Raw genomic sequence first — 14,305 nt, 5'->3', positions numbered from 1 at the left:
AAATAACCGTCCAGCCTCTTGTATTTCTTCCGGCGATAATGATAATCGGTATCGTTTAGATTTACACTTCTTTACCCGCGTGAAAACGCCTTATATGTCTGAAGGTGCCTATGTTTGTGCCGTTCCTGATTATGTTACGCGAAGGACTGGAAGCCGCGCTGATCGTCAGCCTGATTGCCAGCTATTTACAGCGCACGCAGCGCAGCGAGTGGTTCGGCGCAATGTGGCTTGGCGTCTTCATCGCCGCCGCGCTCTGCCTGGTGCTGGGCTATGTGATTAATGAAACCACCGGCGAATTCCCGCAAAGAGAGCAGGAGCTGTTCGAGGGCATGGTGGCGGTGGTGGCCGTCTGCATTCTGACCTGGATGGTGTTCTGGATGCGCAAAGTCTCGCGCAATATTAAAGCGCAGCTGGAAGGCGCGGTGGATAACGCGCTGCAGCGCGGCAAAGGCGGCGGCTGGGCGCTGATTTTTATGGTCTTCCTGGCCGTCGCGCGGGAAGGGCTGGAGTCCGTGTTCTTCCTGCTGGCGGCTTTCCAGCAGGACGTGGGCATTGCGCCGCCGGTCGGCGCCATCCTGGGCCTCGCTACCGCTATCGTGCTGGGTATGCTGATCTACTGGGGCGGCGTGCGGCTGAATATGGCGCTCTTCTTCCGTTGGACCAGCCTGTTTATTCTGCTGGTCGCGGCGGGCCTGGCGGCTGGCGCCATCCGTGCTTTCCATGAGGCCGGACTATGGAATGCCTTCCAGAGCCAGGCGTTCGATTTCAGCGAGGTGCTCTCCACCAGCACGCTGATGGGCACGCTGCTGGAAGGCCTTTTCGGCTATCAGGAAGCGCCCAGCGTCAGTGAAGTGGTGGTCTGGTTCTGCTATCTCATTCCTGCGCTGATCCTGTTTTTCCTGCCCGGACGCCCGCCAACGACGGCAGTCCGTCTTTAACGCTTTTCCGCTTTCTTATTTAAGGGATTTATCATGATTCGTGGTTTTTCAATGTTACCGCTGGCGGCGGCGTTACTGGCCAGCTTTTCTGCCGTGCAGGCTGCCGACGTGCCGCAGGTAAAAATTGTCGTTAACGACAAACAGTGCGAGCCGATGAGCGTTACCGTTAAAGCCGGTAAAACGCAGTTTGTGATCCAGAACCACAGCCAGAAAGGGCTGGAGTGGGAGATCCTGAAAGGGGTGATGGTAGTGGAGGAGCGCGAAAATATCGCGCCGGGCTTCACGCAAAAGCTGACGGCCAGTCTGCAACCGGGCGAGTATGAGATGACCTGCGGCCTGTTGAGCAATCCCAAAGGTAAGCTGATTGTGCAGGGCGCAGAGGATGCAGCAGGCGCGCAGCCAACGCTGATGCAGCTGACCGGCCCTGTTACCGACTACAAAGCTTACGTGATGCAGGAAGTCGCCGCGCTGGTTACCAGCACGCAAGCCTTTACCGGGGCGGTAAAAGCGGGCGATATCGATAAGGCGAAAGCCCTCTATGCGCCGACGCGCGCTCACTATGAGCGTATCGAACCGATAGCGGAACTGTTCTCCGATCTGGACGGCAGCATTGACGCTCGCGAAGATGATTATGAGCAGAAAGCCGCCGATCCTAAGTTCACCGGCTTCCATCGTCTGGAAAAAGCGCTGTGGGGCGACGGCTCGACCAAAGGTGTGGAAACCTATGCCGACAGGCTTTATGCAGACGTGCAGGCGCTGCAAAAGCGGGTCAGCGAACTGGCATTTCCACCGGGTAAAGTGGTCGGCGGCGCGGCCGGTCTGATTGAAGAAGTGGCTTCCAGCAAAATCTCCGGCGAAGAAGACCGCTACAGCCGCACCGATTTGTGGGATTTTCAGGCCAACGTTGATGGCGCGCAGAAGATCGTGAATTTGCTGCGTCCGATGCTGCAACAGGCCGATCCGGCGCTGCTGGCAAAAATCGACCGTAATTTCAGAAAGGTAGACGCTATCCTGAAGAAATACCGCAGCGGCGACGGCTTTGCCTCCTATGACAAGCTTACCGATGCCGATCGCACTGCGATGAAAGGCCCGATCACGGCGCTGGCGGAAGATCTCGCTCTGCTGCGCGGAACGCTGGGGCTGGATTAAGTTATGAAGCAAGCTGATGACGAGGCGGCTCAGCCTTCACGCCGCCGTCTGCTGAAGGGGATGGGCCTCCTTGGCGGCGCGCTGGCGTTAGCAGGAGGCTGTCCGGCGCATGGCGCGCCGGCGGCCTTTTCGCCCGGCGCGCTGTCGCCCAATGCCCGCCAGCAGAGACAGCCTTTTTACGGGCCGCACCAGGCGGGGATCGTCACGCCACAGCAGGCGTCGATGATGCTGGTGGCTTTTGACGTACTGGCAACGGACAAGGCCGATCTGGAGCGGTTATTTCGTTTGCTGACCGACCGTATCGCTTTTCTGACCAGGGGAGGAGAAGCGCCGCAAACGGTTAATCCGCGTCTGCCGCCGATGGATTCCGGCATTCTGGGCGGTCATATCTACCCGGATAATCTGACCATTACGGTATCGGTCGGCCGCGCCTTGTTTGACGATCGCTACGGATTGCAGGCGCAAAAGCCGCGCAGGCTGCAAACCATGACGCGCTTTCCCAATGATGCGCTGGATGCCGGGCTGTGCCACGGCGATCTGCTGCTGCAAATCTGCGCCAATACCAACGATACGGTGATCCACGCGCTGCGCGATATCATCAAGCATTCGCCGGATTTGCTGAGCGTGCGCTGGCGGCGGGAAGGCTTTATCTCCGATCATGCAGCGCGCAGTCAGGGCAGGGAGACGCCAGTCAATCTGTTGGGCTTTAAGGACGGCACGGCCAATCCCGATACGGCCGACGCGGCGATGATGGATAAAATCCTGTGGGTCACGGCGGAACAGGATGAACCTGCCTGGGCGATCGGCGGCAGCTATCAGGCTGCGCGCATCATTCAGTTCCACGTAGAGTTTTGGGACAGAACGCCGCTGCGCGAGCAGGAAACGATCTTTGGCCGGGTGAAGCAGAGCGGCGCGCCGCTGGGAATGACGCACGAACATGATGTACCGGACTATGCCAGCGATCCCGATGGCCTCGTTACGCCGTTAGACGCGCATATTCGCCTGGCTAACCCGCGCACGTCACAAACGCAGGACAGCCTGATGCTCCGCCGTGGCTACAGCTACTCGCTGGGCGTATCCAATGCCGGTCAGCTGGAGATGGGCCTGTTATTTGTCTGCTATCAGCACGACCTGGAAAAGGGTTTTCTTACCGTACAAAAAAGACTCAACGGCGAGGCGCTGGAGGAATATATCAAACCCGTCGGCGGCGGATATTTCTTTGTGCTGCCTGGCGTCATTGACGAAAAACATTATCTCGGGCAGGCTTTACTTCAGGCCTGAGCCTTTCTTCAGCCTCCCGCCCGCGCCTCGTGCGGGAGGTTGTTTTTTAACCAGAGGTGTTCAGCCGGCTGTTAAACATTTCAGATTACCGCACTCAGCATAAAATAAATTGTTATCTCTTTGATCCTGTTAGGATCCTAATTAACCTGCCGCGTACGCGTTCGCTTATTTGGTACTTTTCGCTTGCCGCCAGGTAAAATTAATGTTGCATTATTCCAGGAATCTGTTGAAATTTAATTATCAGGCGTCAGTTGTTTCCAGTGTGCAACACGGAGATCGCGAATGGACAAGTCCTTTTACGGACATAAGCGTCAGACAAATAGCGTGACAGCTTCCCGGCGCGAGGGCTTTATCGCCCCAATGACTTCCTCTTCCCTTTGCCATTTCAGCCAGTTTATTAACACCCTCCGGTGCCCGGCATCGTCACTCCGCGTACCATTTCTACGGCCAGACAAGGCTTACAAGGAAGCCAGCAAAACCTCTAAAGCGTTCACGTAATCGCACTGCCGTTCCAGGTGCGGGAAATGAAACCAACTGTAAGGTGCCACTATGGGAAGACAGAAAGCAGTGATCAAAGCTCGTCGTGAAGCCAAGCGCGTGCTTCGTAGCGATTCACGCAGTCATCGTCAGCGTGAAGAAGAATCGGTCACCTCGCTGGTGCAGATGGGTGGGCTGGACGCAATCGGCATGGCGCGCGATACCCGCGACCATTCGCCCATTGAGGCCCGTAATGAAGCTCAGGCGCACTATCTTAAAGCCATAGAGAGTAAACAGCTGATTTTCGCTACCGGCGAAGCGGGCTGCGGAAAAACCTGGATTAGCGCCGCCAAAGCGGCCGAAGCCCTGATCAATAAGGATGTCGACAGGATCATCGTCACCAGGCCGGTACTACAGGCAGATGAAGATCTGGGCTTTTTACCCGGTAATATCGCAGAAAAGTTCGCTCCTTATTTTCGACCCGTCTATGACGTTCTGGTTAAACGTCTTGGTTCTTCCTTTATGCAGTACTGCCTGCGTCCCGAAATCGGCAAGGTGGAGATTGCGCCTTTCGCCTATATGCGCGGACGTACCTTTGAAAACGCCGTGGTGATCCTTGATGAGGCGCAAAACGTCACCGCCGCCCAGATGAAAATGTTTCTGACCCGCCTCGGGGAAAACGTCACCGTCATCGTCAATGGCGATATCACGCAATGTGATTTGCCATCGCATGTTCAGTCCGGCCTTAGCGACGCGCTGGCCCGCTTTAAAGAGGACGAGATGATTGGGGTGGTGCGTTTTGGTAAACAAGACTGCGTGCGCTCGGAGCTGTGCCAGCATACGCTGATGGCCTACGGCTAAAACGGGTGCATGTAAATATCGTCTGAAGACAACGCAGTTAATTAACCGCTCATTTTGATAATAAAAAACCGGCCTCCTGCGAGGCCGGTTTTTCCCTTTTCAGAGGAATTTCCCGGGCGAAAAACGCCTGAGTATCATGCCTTACTCCACCTTATCCCAGGCTTGCTGCCAGTGCAGGCCCGTGCCCGGCGCATAGGCCCAGGCCGCGCCCGCACACCAGCCGGTGTAAGGTGCCGATTTACAGGCATAGATGCCGCCCGCTGCGCTTACCCGTTCGCCTGCTTTATAGGCTGTGCCTTCCACATAGGCCGGATAGACTGGCGGTGCCGGCGGCGGCGTAACGGAAATAATTTCCAGAGCATGAGTGCTGATGGCTGTACGCGTTCCGTCCGCGCTGGCTGCTTCCAGGTCGACCAGGTAATGACCGCCTGCATAATTTTGCGCCGCGATTGTAAACTCGCGCGCCGTGCTCTGCGCCAGCGTTTTGCCGTTCTGCTTCAGGCTCCACTGCCAGTGGCTGGCGGTAAAGTTGCTCTGGCTCGTTAACGTGATGCTTTCACCTTGTTTAACGCTGGCCGCGCCTTGGATCTGCGCGTGCGGGGCGCTCACGGTTACGGTGACGGTTTTTCTGTCCACAACGCCGCCTGTACCGGTAGCCAGAAGCTCATAGGTCACTTTTCCTGAGGCATTACGAGGGAAAGCGGCCCTGACTATCTTCTGCTGGTGCACTTCTCTCACGATCGGGCCTGACGCCACTTCCTGCAGGCCGGAAGGGCCGTCGCTGGTTACCCGCCAGATAAAGCCTTTACCGGTGCTGCTGCTGCCGTCAAGCTGGTGAATAGTGGCGGTTGTGGAGCGGGACACGAGGCTGAAGTCTTCAGGCACCACGGCTACCGGCACAACGACAGGCTCGGGAGCGATAATCTCTAAAGCATGGGTGCTGGTTGCCGTACGCAGGCCGTCTGCACTGGTGGCTTCAAGCACCACCTGGTAGTGACCGGCGGCATGGTTATTTGTTGCCAGCACAAACTCGCGCGCATTGCTCTGCGCCACGGTTTCTTCACCCTGCTTCAGGCTCCACTGCCAGTGCGTGGCGGTAAAGTTGTCCTGGCCTGTCAGCGTTACGCTGTCGCCATGCTTAACGCTGGCCGGGCCCTGGATCTGCGCGTGCGGCGCAGTCACGGTGACGGTCACGGTTTTTTTATCCACCGAGCCGTCTGAACCGGTTGCCGTCAGCTCATAGGTGACGATGCCTGAGGTGTTGCGGGGAAAAGCGGCGCGGGCCACGGCACCCTGTACTTCTTTTACGATCGGCCCTGACGCCACTTCCTGCAAACCGGCAGCGCCGTCGCTGGTCACCCGCCAGACAAAACTTTTCCCGGTACTTCCGCTGCCGTCCAGTATATGGATGGTGGCGGTAGTAGAACGAGATACGAAGCTGAAGTCTTCAGGCACCACGGCTACCGGCACAACGGCAGGCTCGGGAGCGATAATCTCTAAAGCATGGGTGCTGGTTGCCGTACGCAGGCCGTCTGCGCTGGTGGCTTCAAGCACCACCTGATAGTGACCGGCGGCATGGTTATTTGTCGCAAGGACAAACTCGCGCGCATTGCTTTGCGCCACGGTTTTTTCACCCTGCTTCAGGCTCCACTGCCAGTGTGTGGCGGTAAAGTTGTCCTGGCCTGTCAGCGTTACGCTGTCGCCCTGCTTAACGCTGGCCGGGCCCTGGATCTGCGCGTGCGGCGCAGTTACGGTGACGGTCACGGTTTTTTTATCCACCGAGCCGTCTGAACCGGTTGCCGTCAGCTCATAGGTGACGATGCCTGAGGTATTGCGAGGAAAAGCGGCGCGGGCCACGGCACCCTGTACTTCTCTTACGATCGGGCCTGACGCCACTTCCTGCAGGCCGGAAGGGCCGTCGCTGGTCACCCGCCAGACAAAACTTTTACCTGTGCTCCTGCTGCCGTCCAGCTGGTGGATGGCGGCGGTGGTGGAACGGGAGATAAGGCTGAAATCGTCAGGTACTACGGCAACCGGCTTCACGACTGGTGTGGTAGAGGTGATCTCTAACACATGGGTGCTTCTGCCGGTATGCATACCGTCTGCGCTGGTCGCTTCCAGCTCGACCGCATATTTCCCAGGCGCATAGCCCCGTGTATTCAGAGTAAACTGGCGCGATGTACTTTGAGCAATCGTCTGGCTGCCGTTTATCAGGCGCCACTGCCAGCGGGTAGCGGTAAAGTTTACCTGACCGTTCAGGGTAACGGTATCGCCCTGTTTAACGCTGGCCGCACCCTGAATTTGCGCACGTGGAGCGGTAACGGTAACGGTAACAATTTTTTTATCCACCCGGCCGTTGGAGCCATGCACCGTCAGTTCATAAACAGCCTGGCCGGAAGAGTTGGCAGGGAAGGCGGCTCTGACGTTCGCGACGTTGTGGATTTCTCTGACGACAGGACCAGAAGGGACTTCCTGCAAGCCCATGGGGCCGTCGCTTAATACTTTCCAGACGTGGCCGTAACCGTCACTGGATCTGCCGTCCAGCTCGCGGATTAACGTAGTATTGCTACGCGAAAGGATGCTGAAATTACCCGGCACCACGGCTTTCGGCGTTACGTTGCTGTAAAACCTTGAGATCATTCCACGCCGTTCATTGAGCCGACGAGCGTTGTCCTCATACTGTGCAGTTCCGGTAGGCGTATTGCGGAAGAGAACGCGCGGGTTGGAAAACATATTGACCTGGCTACAGTTAGGGGAGCAGTTGTAGGCCATGATGGTGCGCCATCTGTCCATCCCTGTGCCCAGACGCCGGTAGCCATGTTGATAGCAAGGGGAACCATAAGGGTTACCGCCATTCTGGGCTCTGTCGTGTTGCAGCCCGATATTGTGACCCATTTCATGGGCAAACGTATTGGTTTCGGTGAAGGCAAGATAGTTGACTACGGCATGAGCGCTTTCTCTGGTCGCATTGACCCAGGCTATGCCGTTGAGATCTCTACGAACTGCCAACAGAACTACCAGATCGGCCTCGTGCTGTTGTCTGAAGGCAAGGATAGCGTTGCGCAATTCGCCATTCATATCTCGCAGCATTTGGCTCTGGGTACTTTTCTCGTTGTAATCAGGATTCAGTACGCCAGCGTTAACAAAAGTGATGCGAACGTTACTGTTTAAGGCACCCTGATTTACTTTTTCAAAAGCAAGTTTGGCCAGCGCATCAAAATCTAATGAAGAGAAAGCCGCACGGGACTGATTGGTGGTCACCAGACCCACCCGGATAACCACCTGTTGCGAAGGGGCCGGATCCTCATAATTTCCCGGTGCCGGGCAGTTAACCCTGTTTTCCGGGGCGCTGAAGACCTCGTCATGCTTTTCTTTTTCAGCGACTTTATTTGCATCCACTTTAATAATAACCAGTGAATTTTTTTCCTGAGCCAGCGGCAGGATCTGAAAGGTGTCACCTTTGAACGTTAGCGAACCATAGATTTTGCCCTGTTTGATAATCAGGATCGCCGTATTTTCCGGATCGGGATTGCCGTTGGATAACCGGTTGGTAATAGGGGCGGCAATTTCACCTGTCCAGGTGAGGCTGCCGTCTTCGTCTTTCTTTTCAGACCAGCGTTGAAAAGTGACATGCCCGCCATCCGGCAGCGTCAGGCTGACGCTGTCAATATCCTGCGGGGGGATATTGTCCGTACTCTTAAGCAGCGCCATTTTTTCCGTAATGGGGGAGGCGGATAAATTACGTAAATAACGGTTGTGCGATACAATCGATTTTTCGTTGGTGTTATGTAAGACAGCAAGCTTAAGCACTGCTGCATGCGAGGCGCTGCCGCACATAAATAATATAAGAGTGATGCACCTGACAAGGTGCGATAAAATTCGCTTCATGTTTTCCTGCTATTAGTCAAAGGGGTTATTATTGGCTTTATATACGGATGGTCTTATTTATTAGTCGGTTAGAACCTTTATAAGGTGGTCGTTATTTATTGTCAGCTGAAAATTACCATGATAGTACGTCAGAATATTTCCGGGTTATCTTATGGTCAGCGGAATTTAAATTTAAACTATTAAGATGACTGTTTTATAGTGTTACAGGTGGCGTATTTCTTCAAGGTTAAAAATTGACATGCGGATGGCAGAATTTGCCGGGTAAAAATCGAGTTAATATTTTGTATCAGGTCTGCTGTTTTTAAAATAAAGATACCGGGCGGAAAACTCCGCCGCGACTTTTATTATATAGCCTGTTGGATTTGGCTTATCGCCAACTGTAAAATTTTATTAACGTACAGGCAGGCTGCTGCTTTGCTGATGACGGCATCGGGTTTTATCCCTGGAAGCAGTCGATCGCAGGCAGCACCACGCTGGCGGAGTGGTGTTGCCTGCGATCGACTGCATGACCATGGCTAAGCGACAGGCTTACTGAAGGGTAAAAGCTAAGGTCGGGATACAGCCTTATCAGCCGGCTCCTTTTTGTTTTATATCCTTATGCTTGATGTTTTTTTCAAAATTCCTGCAAATACCTTAGCGTGGCTCAAGCTTTTCACCTTGCACCGGAAACGGTTTTTTTATGGATTAACTCGCTATCATCATAATTAAAAAGGAGTTTTTATTTTCTTTTTTTCTGTTTTTAACGGCCTTCTTGTTTTTTAACTATTTTATTAATCACTTATATGAATATCTGCGTGTTCAACAGCAAAAAATAAGCAGATTTACTAAAGCTTACGAAAGGCAGGCCGATAAAGCACGGGTATAACAGAAACGATGTTTGCACCTTTAATCTTCTGAGAGCGTGGAAAAGATGTTTAAAAACTTTTCGGTCAGTACGAAATTTATAGCGGCTTTTGGCGTCGTGGCAGCCTTATTACTGCTGCTGTGCGGCACTTTTTACGTTAACTTTTCGCGCATTGTAAACTCCAATAACTGGAACGTGCATACCTGGCGTGTCATCGATGAAAGCCGATCGCTGACCCAAAGCCTGGTGAATATGGAAACCGGGCTGCGCGGCTATGCAGTAAACGGTAAAGAAGAGATGCTGGCGCCGTGGCAGGAAGGTCAGAAAGCCTTTTCTCAGCACGTGCAGAAGGCGCGCTCTTTGACGTCGGATAATGCAAGACAGCAGGATAGGCTGAGCAAACTGACCGCGCAGGAACAGGCGTGGGAAGCCTCTTTTGTTACGCCGCTGATGAAAAATCGCCAGGCGCTGAACACCGGCGCGCTCTCTTATGAAACGTTTCTGGCGGCTTTTAATGCCAACACGGGCAAAGCGCAGATGGACGGAATGCGGAAGATCATCGATGAACTTGCTGCCGAAGAGAAGGGCTTACTGGCGGAAAGGCAACTCACCGTTGATGCTACCGAAGCGCAAACCAAGCTGACCCTGATCGTTGGCGCGCTTGCCGGGCTGGCTATCGCCTCTCTGCTGGGCTATCTGCTGTCGCGTGCGATTACCGTCCCTCTGCGCCAGGCTGTTAAAGCGGCGCGCTCTATCGCGGATGGCGATTTAACATCGGTACTGATCCCGCAGTCAAAAGATGAAACCGGCGTGCTGATTGCTACTTTTGCAGAGATGCAGGAGCAGCTAAGAAAAGTCGTTTCGGAGATCCAGAACGCCGCCGCTTCTATCGATAGCGCCGCAAAAGAGGTTTCTATGGGCAATACCGATCTGTCCAGCCGAACTGAACAGCAGGCCGCGTCGCTTGAAGAAACGTCAGCCAGTATGGAACAGCTGACCGCCACAGTGCGCCAGAACTCTTCTAACGCACAACATGCCAGCAGCCTCGCTTCTGACGCGTCACGCGTGGCGGAGCATGGTGGCGCAGTGGTAGGAAAAGTCGTGTCCACCATGTCCGCTATTCATGACAGCTCGAACAGCGTGGCTGAAATCATCAGCACGATAGAAAGCATCGCGTTCCAGACGAACATTCTGGCGCTTAATGCCGCGGTGGAAGCTGCTCGCGCTGGTGAACAGGGCCGGGGCTTTGCCGTCGTGGCTTCGGAAGTCAGGGCGCTGGCCCAGCGAAGCGCGGTAGCCGCTAAAGAAATTAAAACGCTGATCGAAACATCAAGCCTGCGTATTACAGAAGGTAGCCAGCTGGTGGCCAATGCCGGAAAAACTATGGATGACATCGTTGCTTCCATCGGCAATGTTTCCGGCATTATGTCGGAGATTTTTTCAGCGTCGGGCGAGCAGGTCAACGGTATTGAGCACGTAAGCATTGCGGTCAGCCAGATGGACGAAGTGACCCAGCAGAACGCCGCGCTGGTGCAGGAAGCCGCCGCTGCGGCCGCTTCGCTGGAAGATCAGGCTGCGCAGCTGACTCGTGCTATTGCCGTATTTAAAGTTGCCTGATGCCATATGGCCAGGCGGTAAAAAAGAGATTGGCCATAAAAAAAGCCTGAACGTGAGTTCAGGCTTTTTCTTTGAATATGGCGATGAGGAAGGGATTGAGTCGCTTTGCTCGCCCTGCGGGCAGTTCGGCCGCGGGACGTCCGAACTGTCCAACCGGCTGAAGCCGGTTGTCGAACCCGGTCAAGGGTTCTCACCCTTCCTCGTGGGGAACATGCATAAAAAAAAGCCTGAACGTGAGTTCAGGCTTTTTCTTTGAATATGGCGGTGAGGAAGGGATTGACTCGCTTTGCTCGCCCTGCGGGCAGTTCGGCCGCGGGACGTCCGAACTGTCCAACCGGCTGAAGCCGGTTGTCGAACCCGGTCAAGGGTTCTCACCCTTCCTCGTGGGGAATATGCATAAAAAAGAGCCTGAACGTGAGTTCAGGCTCTTTCTTTAAATATGGCGGTGAGGAAGGGATTCGAACCCTTGATACGTTGCCGTATACACACTTTCCAGGCGTGCTCCTTCAGCCACTCGGACACCTCACCATATTGTAAACTTCATCCCCCTCTCGGGCGACGGGGCGCTACTATAGGGAGTCCGGGCCGAACGGTCAAGGGAATTTTCTCTTTTTATTCTGGCAGGTTAAGCGGTAAGCAGGCCGCGCTCGCTGTCGATTGAGAAACGCACAGGTGTAGTCATCAAGTTGCCACGCGGCCGACACAAAAGCGTCACGATTGTGTCGCAAACTAAACGCCTGAAATTTTTAGAAACGTTTTCTCATGGAGCCGTCTGATGAAAAAAAGCCTGTTTACGCTTTCCTTTACCGCCACGCTGTTATCCATCACGCTTTGCGCCCAGGCCGCCGATTATCAGCGTGCCGCACAGGGAGATATTACACAGCCCGGCGGCGCTCGCCGTTTAAGCGAGGATCAGACCGAAGCGCTGAAAGCTTCACTGAGCAGTAAAACAGCTAAAAACGTTATCCTGCTGATCGGTGACGGTATGGGCGACTCCGAAATTACCGCCGCGCGTAACTATGCTGAAGGCGCAGGTGGCTTTTTCAAAGGCATCGATGCGCTGCCGCTGACCGGTCAGTATACGCATTACTCGCTGGACAAAAAAACGCATAAGCCCGATTACGTTACGGATTCCGCCGCTTCGGCAACGGCGTGGAGCACCGGCGTAAAATCTTATAACGGGGCGATCGGCGTGGATGTGAACGGTAAAGATCATCAGACGATTATGGAAAGGGCAAAGGCAGCAGGTAAAGCGACCGGCAACGTCTCTACCGCAGAGCTGGAAGACGCTACGCCCGCCGCGCAGATGGCGCATGTGACCTCCCGTAAATGCTATGGCCCGGAGAAAACCAGCGAGCTGTGCGCAGGCAACGCGCTGGAAAAGGGCGGCAAAGGATCTATTGCCGAACAATTGTTGAACGCCCGTGTTGACGTCACTTTCGGCGGCGGCGGCAAAACCTTTGCCGAAAGCGCTAAGGCAGGCGAGTGGCAGGGCAAGACGCTGAGCGAGCAGGCGAAGCTGCGCGGCTACCAGCTGATTGATAACCTTGACGGCATGAACGCTATTACCGAAGCCACGCAGGATAAACCCGTGCTGGGCCTGTTCGCGGATGGCAATATGCCGGTGCGCTGGAAAGGGCCGAAAGCGACCCTGCACGGTAATCTGGAAGGCAACCCCATCAGCTGCGAGGTAAACAGCGATCGTCCTGCTTCCACGCCAACGCTGGCGCAGATGACCGATAAGGCTATCCAGCTGCTGAGCAAAAATCAGAACGGTTTCTTCTTACAGGTGGAAAGCGCGTCGATCGATAAGCAGGATCATGCAGCAAACCCCTGCGGCCAGATTGGCGAAACGGTAGATTTGGATGAGGCAGTACAGAAAGCGCTGGAGTTTGCCCGTAAAGACGGCAACACGCTGGTTATTGTCACGGCGGACCATGCGCATTCCAGCCAGATTATCCCTAATGACAGTAAGGCTCCCGGCCTGACGCAAAAGCTGGCAACTAAAGAGGGCGGCCTGATGACTATCAGCTACGGTAACTCGGAAGAGGACTCGCAGGAGCATACCGGCACGCAGCTGCGCATCGCCGCTTATGGGCCACACGCCGCTAACGTGGTCGGGCTGACCGATCAGACCGATCTGTTTTATACCATGAAGGCCGCGATGGAAATTAAGTAGTCTTTATAAAAACTGATTGATTATATAAAAGCACTGTTGCTGAAAGGTAACGGTGCTTTTTTATTTGCCTTGTTTACTTAGGGTTTATTTCTTCCTGGCGTAATAATGACCAGGCTGGCTCCATTATTCCTGTATCAGGACAGGTTGTTAATAAGGGGCCGGGGAAGTGTATTTATTTAAGAAGATTGAGCATCAGGGTAAAATTTTTCGTCACCTTTTACAGAAAGAAGAAAAATATTTGCTAACGACCTACCGCAAAAGACACTGTGGAGCAGATGTTTTCCGCAATCCTGAGTCGTTGAATGAAAAAATTATCCACCGTATGCTCTACACAAGCAACGATCTTTATACCCAACTGGCTGATAAATACCTGGCCCGTGACTACGTTGCAAAGAAAATCGGCGAAAACTATTTGATCCCATTGCTGGGCGTGTGGCGGCGCACGGCGGATATTGACTATGCTGCATTACCCGATAAATTTGTACTCAAATGCAACCATGATAGCGGCAGCTGCCAGATGGTGTTTGCCAAAGATGCGGCAGCAATAGCGCGCTATAATAAAAAGCTCGATTTTTTTCTTAATCGTAACTTTTACTATGTCTCGCTGGAATGGCAATACAAAAACATCCCACCCTTTATCCTGGCCGAGCAGTATATAGATATTTTTGCGAACGCCAATCCGGATATTACACCGGAACTTTACCGCGTTCACTGCTTTCATCAAAAAGCGAAATTTACAGAGGCGGATTTTACGGATGCCGCCGGAAATAAGCTCACCAATATTTATGATGAAGGCTGGCGCCTGCAGCCTTTTACTATGGGGCAGAGCAATAATCCGCGCGACATTCCCCGGCCCGCTGGCTATGCTCGCTTACTTGAACTGGCGGAAACGCTCGCAGAAGGTATTGATTACTGCCGGGTGGATTTCTTTATGCATAAAGAAAATATCTGGTTTAGTGAAATAACCTTTACGCCAGAGAGAGGCAAGATAAAGTTTTCGCCAAGAATATGGGATTACAGGCTTGGCGAGCTGTGGCAACTGCCGTCAGACATCAATAAATAAGTTGGGCA

At 53.9% G+C, this 14,305-nt stretch carries 8 protein-coding genes and 1 tRNA gene; 7 read left to right on the top strand and 2 right to left on the bottom strand.

All coding sequences use genetic code 11. The features are described 5' to 3' along the window. Nucleotides 1–110 precede the first annotated feature (110 nt). The 4 genes from efeU (at nt 111) to phoH (ending at nt 4,706) form a co-directional block, all read left to right on the top strand. Entirely contained in the window at nt 111–938 is an 828-nt protein-coding gene (gene efeU / locus ACVWZ0_RS13700) for an iron uptake transporter permease EfeU (protein WP_253460556.1), read from the top strand. A 33-nt stretch (nt 939–971) separates the two neighbouring features. After that, the gene (efeO, locus tag ACVWZ0_RS13695) at nt 972–2,087 is read left to right on the top strand and encodes an iron uptake system protein EfeO (protein WP_370734244.1); all 1,116 of its coding nucleotides are present in this window, start codon (nt 972–974) and stop codon (nt 2,085–2,087) included. A gap of 3 nt (nt 2,088–2,090) precedes the next feature. Then, nucleotides 2,091–3,368 (top strand): iron uptake transporter deferrochelatase/peroxidase subunit, encoded by a 1,278-nt coding sequence (gene efeB, locus ACVWZ0_RS13690; protein WP_253460559.1) that lies wholly within the window; start codon nt 2,091–2,093, stop codon nt 3,366–3,368. A 549-nt stretch (nt 3,369–3,917) separates the two neighbouring features. Further along, a complete protein-coding gene (gene phoH, locus ACVWZ0_RS13685; RefSeq protein ID WP_125290939.1) occupies nt 3,918–4,706 on the top strand; it encodes a phosphate starvation-inducible protein PhoH in 789 nt (262 codons plus the stop codon). Nucleotides 4,707–4,847: 141 nt separating this feature from the next. On the opposite strand, the gene ACVWZ0_RS13680 is transcribed toward phoH, so the two are convergent. Then, nucleotides 4,848–8,417, bottom strand: a complete 3,570-nt coding sequence (locus ACVWZ0_RS13680) for a M12 family metallo-peptidase (RefSeq protein ID WP_253460562.1) — start codon at nt 8,415–8,417, stop codon at nt 4,848–4,850. A 1,087-nt stretch (nt 8,418–9,504) separates the two neighbouring features. Between ACVWZ0_RS13680 and ACVWZ0_RS13675 the strand changes: the two genes are divergently transcribed. Next, nucleotides 9,505–11,055 (top strand): methyl-accepting chemotaxis protein, encoded by a 1,551-nt coding sequence (locus tag ACVWZ0_RS13675; protein ID WP_253460565.1) that lies wholly within the window; start codon nt 9,505–9,507, stop codon nt 11,053–11,055. A 440-nt stretch (nt 11,056–11,495) separates the two neighbouring features. On the opposite strand, the gene ACVWZ0_RS13670 is transcribed toward ACVWZ0_RS13675, so the two are convergent. Beyond that, nucleotides 11,496–11,583: transfer RNA gene (locus tag ACVWZ0_RS13670), tRNA-Ser, on the bottom strand. A gap of 247 nt (nt 11,584–11,830) precedes the next feature. On the opposite strand from ACVWZ0_RS13670, the gene phoA reads away from it, so the two are divergent. After that, the gene (gene phoA / locus ACVWZ0_RS13665) at nt 11,831–13,234 is read left to right on the top strand and encodes an alkaline phosphatase (RefSeq protein WP_253460568.1); all 1,404 of its coding nucleotides are present in this window, start codon (nt 11,831–11,833) and stop codon (nt 13,232–13,234) included. Nucleotides 13,235–13,400: 166 nt separating this feature from the next. Next, a complete protein-coding gene (locus ACVWZ0_RS13660; protein WP_253460570.1) occupies nt 13,401–14,297 on the top strand; it encodes an ATP-grasp fold amidoligase family protein in 897 nt (298 codons plus the stop codon). The last annotated feature ends 8 nt before the right edge of the window (nt 14,298–14,305 follow it).

The sequence above is a fragment of the Erwinia sp. TECH1 genome, assembly GCF_054057575.1.
This window is presented reverse-complemented; position numbering and strand designations above follow the sequence as displayed.

Coding starts and splice junctions, on each gene's coding strand:
- phoH (WP_125290939.1), top strand. CDS start 3,918: ATGGGAAGACAGAAAGCAGTGATCAAAGCTCGTCGTGAAGCCAAGCGC.
- ACVWZ0_RS13680 (WP_253460562.1), bottom strand. CDS start 8,417: ATGGCGCTGCTTAAGAGTACGGACAATATCCCCCCGCAGGATATTGAC.
- efeO (WP_370734244.1), top strand. CDS start 972: ATGATTCGTGGTTTTTCAATGTTACCGCTGGCGGCGGCGTTACTGGCC.
- ACVWZ0_RS13675 (WP_253460565.1), top strand. CDS start 9,505: ATGTTTAAAAACTTTTCGGTCAGTACGAAATTTATAGCGGCTTTTGGC.
- efeB (WP_253460559.1), top strand. CDS start 2,091: ATGAAGCAAGCTGATGACGAGGCGGCTCAGCCTTCACGCCGCCGTCTG.
- phoA (WP_253460568.1), top strand. CDS start 11,831: ATGAAAAAAAGCCTGTTTACGCTTTCCTTTACCGCCACGCTGTTATCC.
- efeU (WP_253460556.1), top strand. CDS start 111: ATGTTTGTGCCGTTCCTGATTATGTTACGCGAAGGACTGGAAGCCGCG.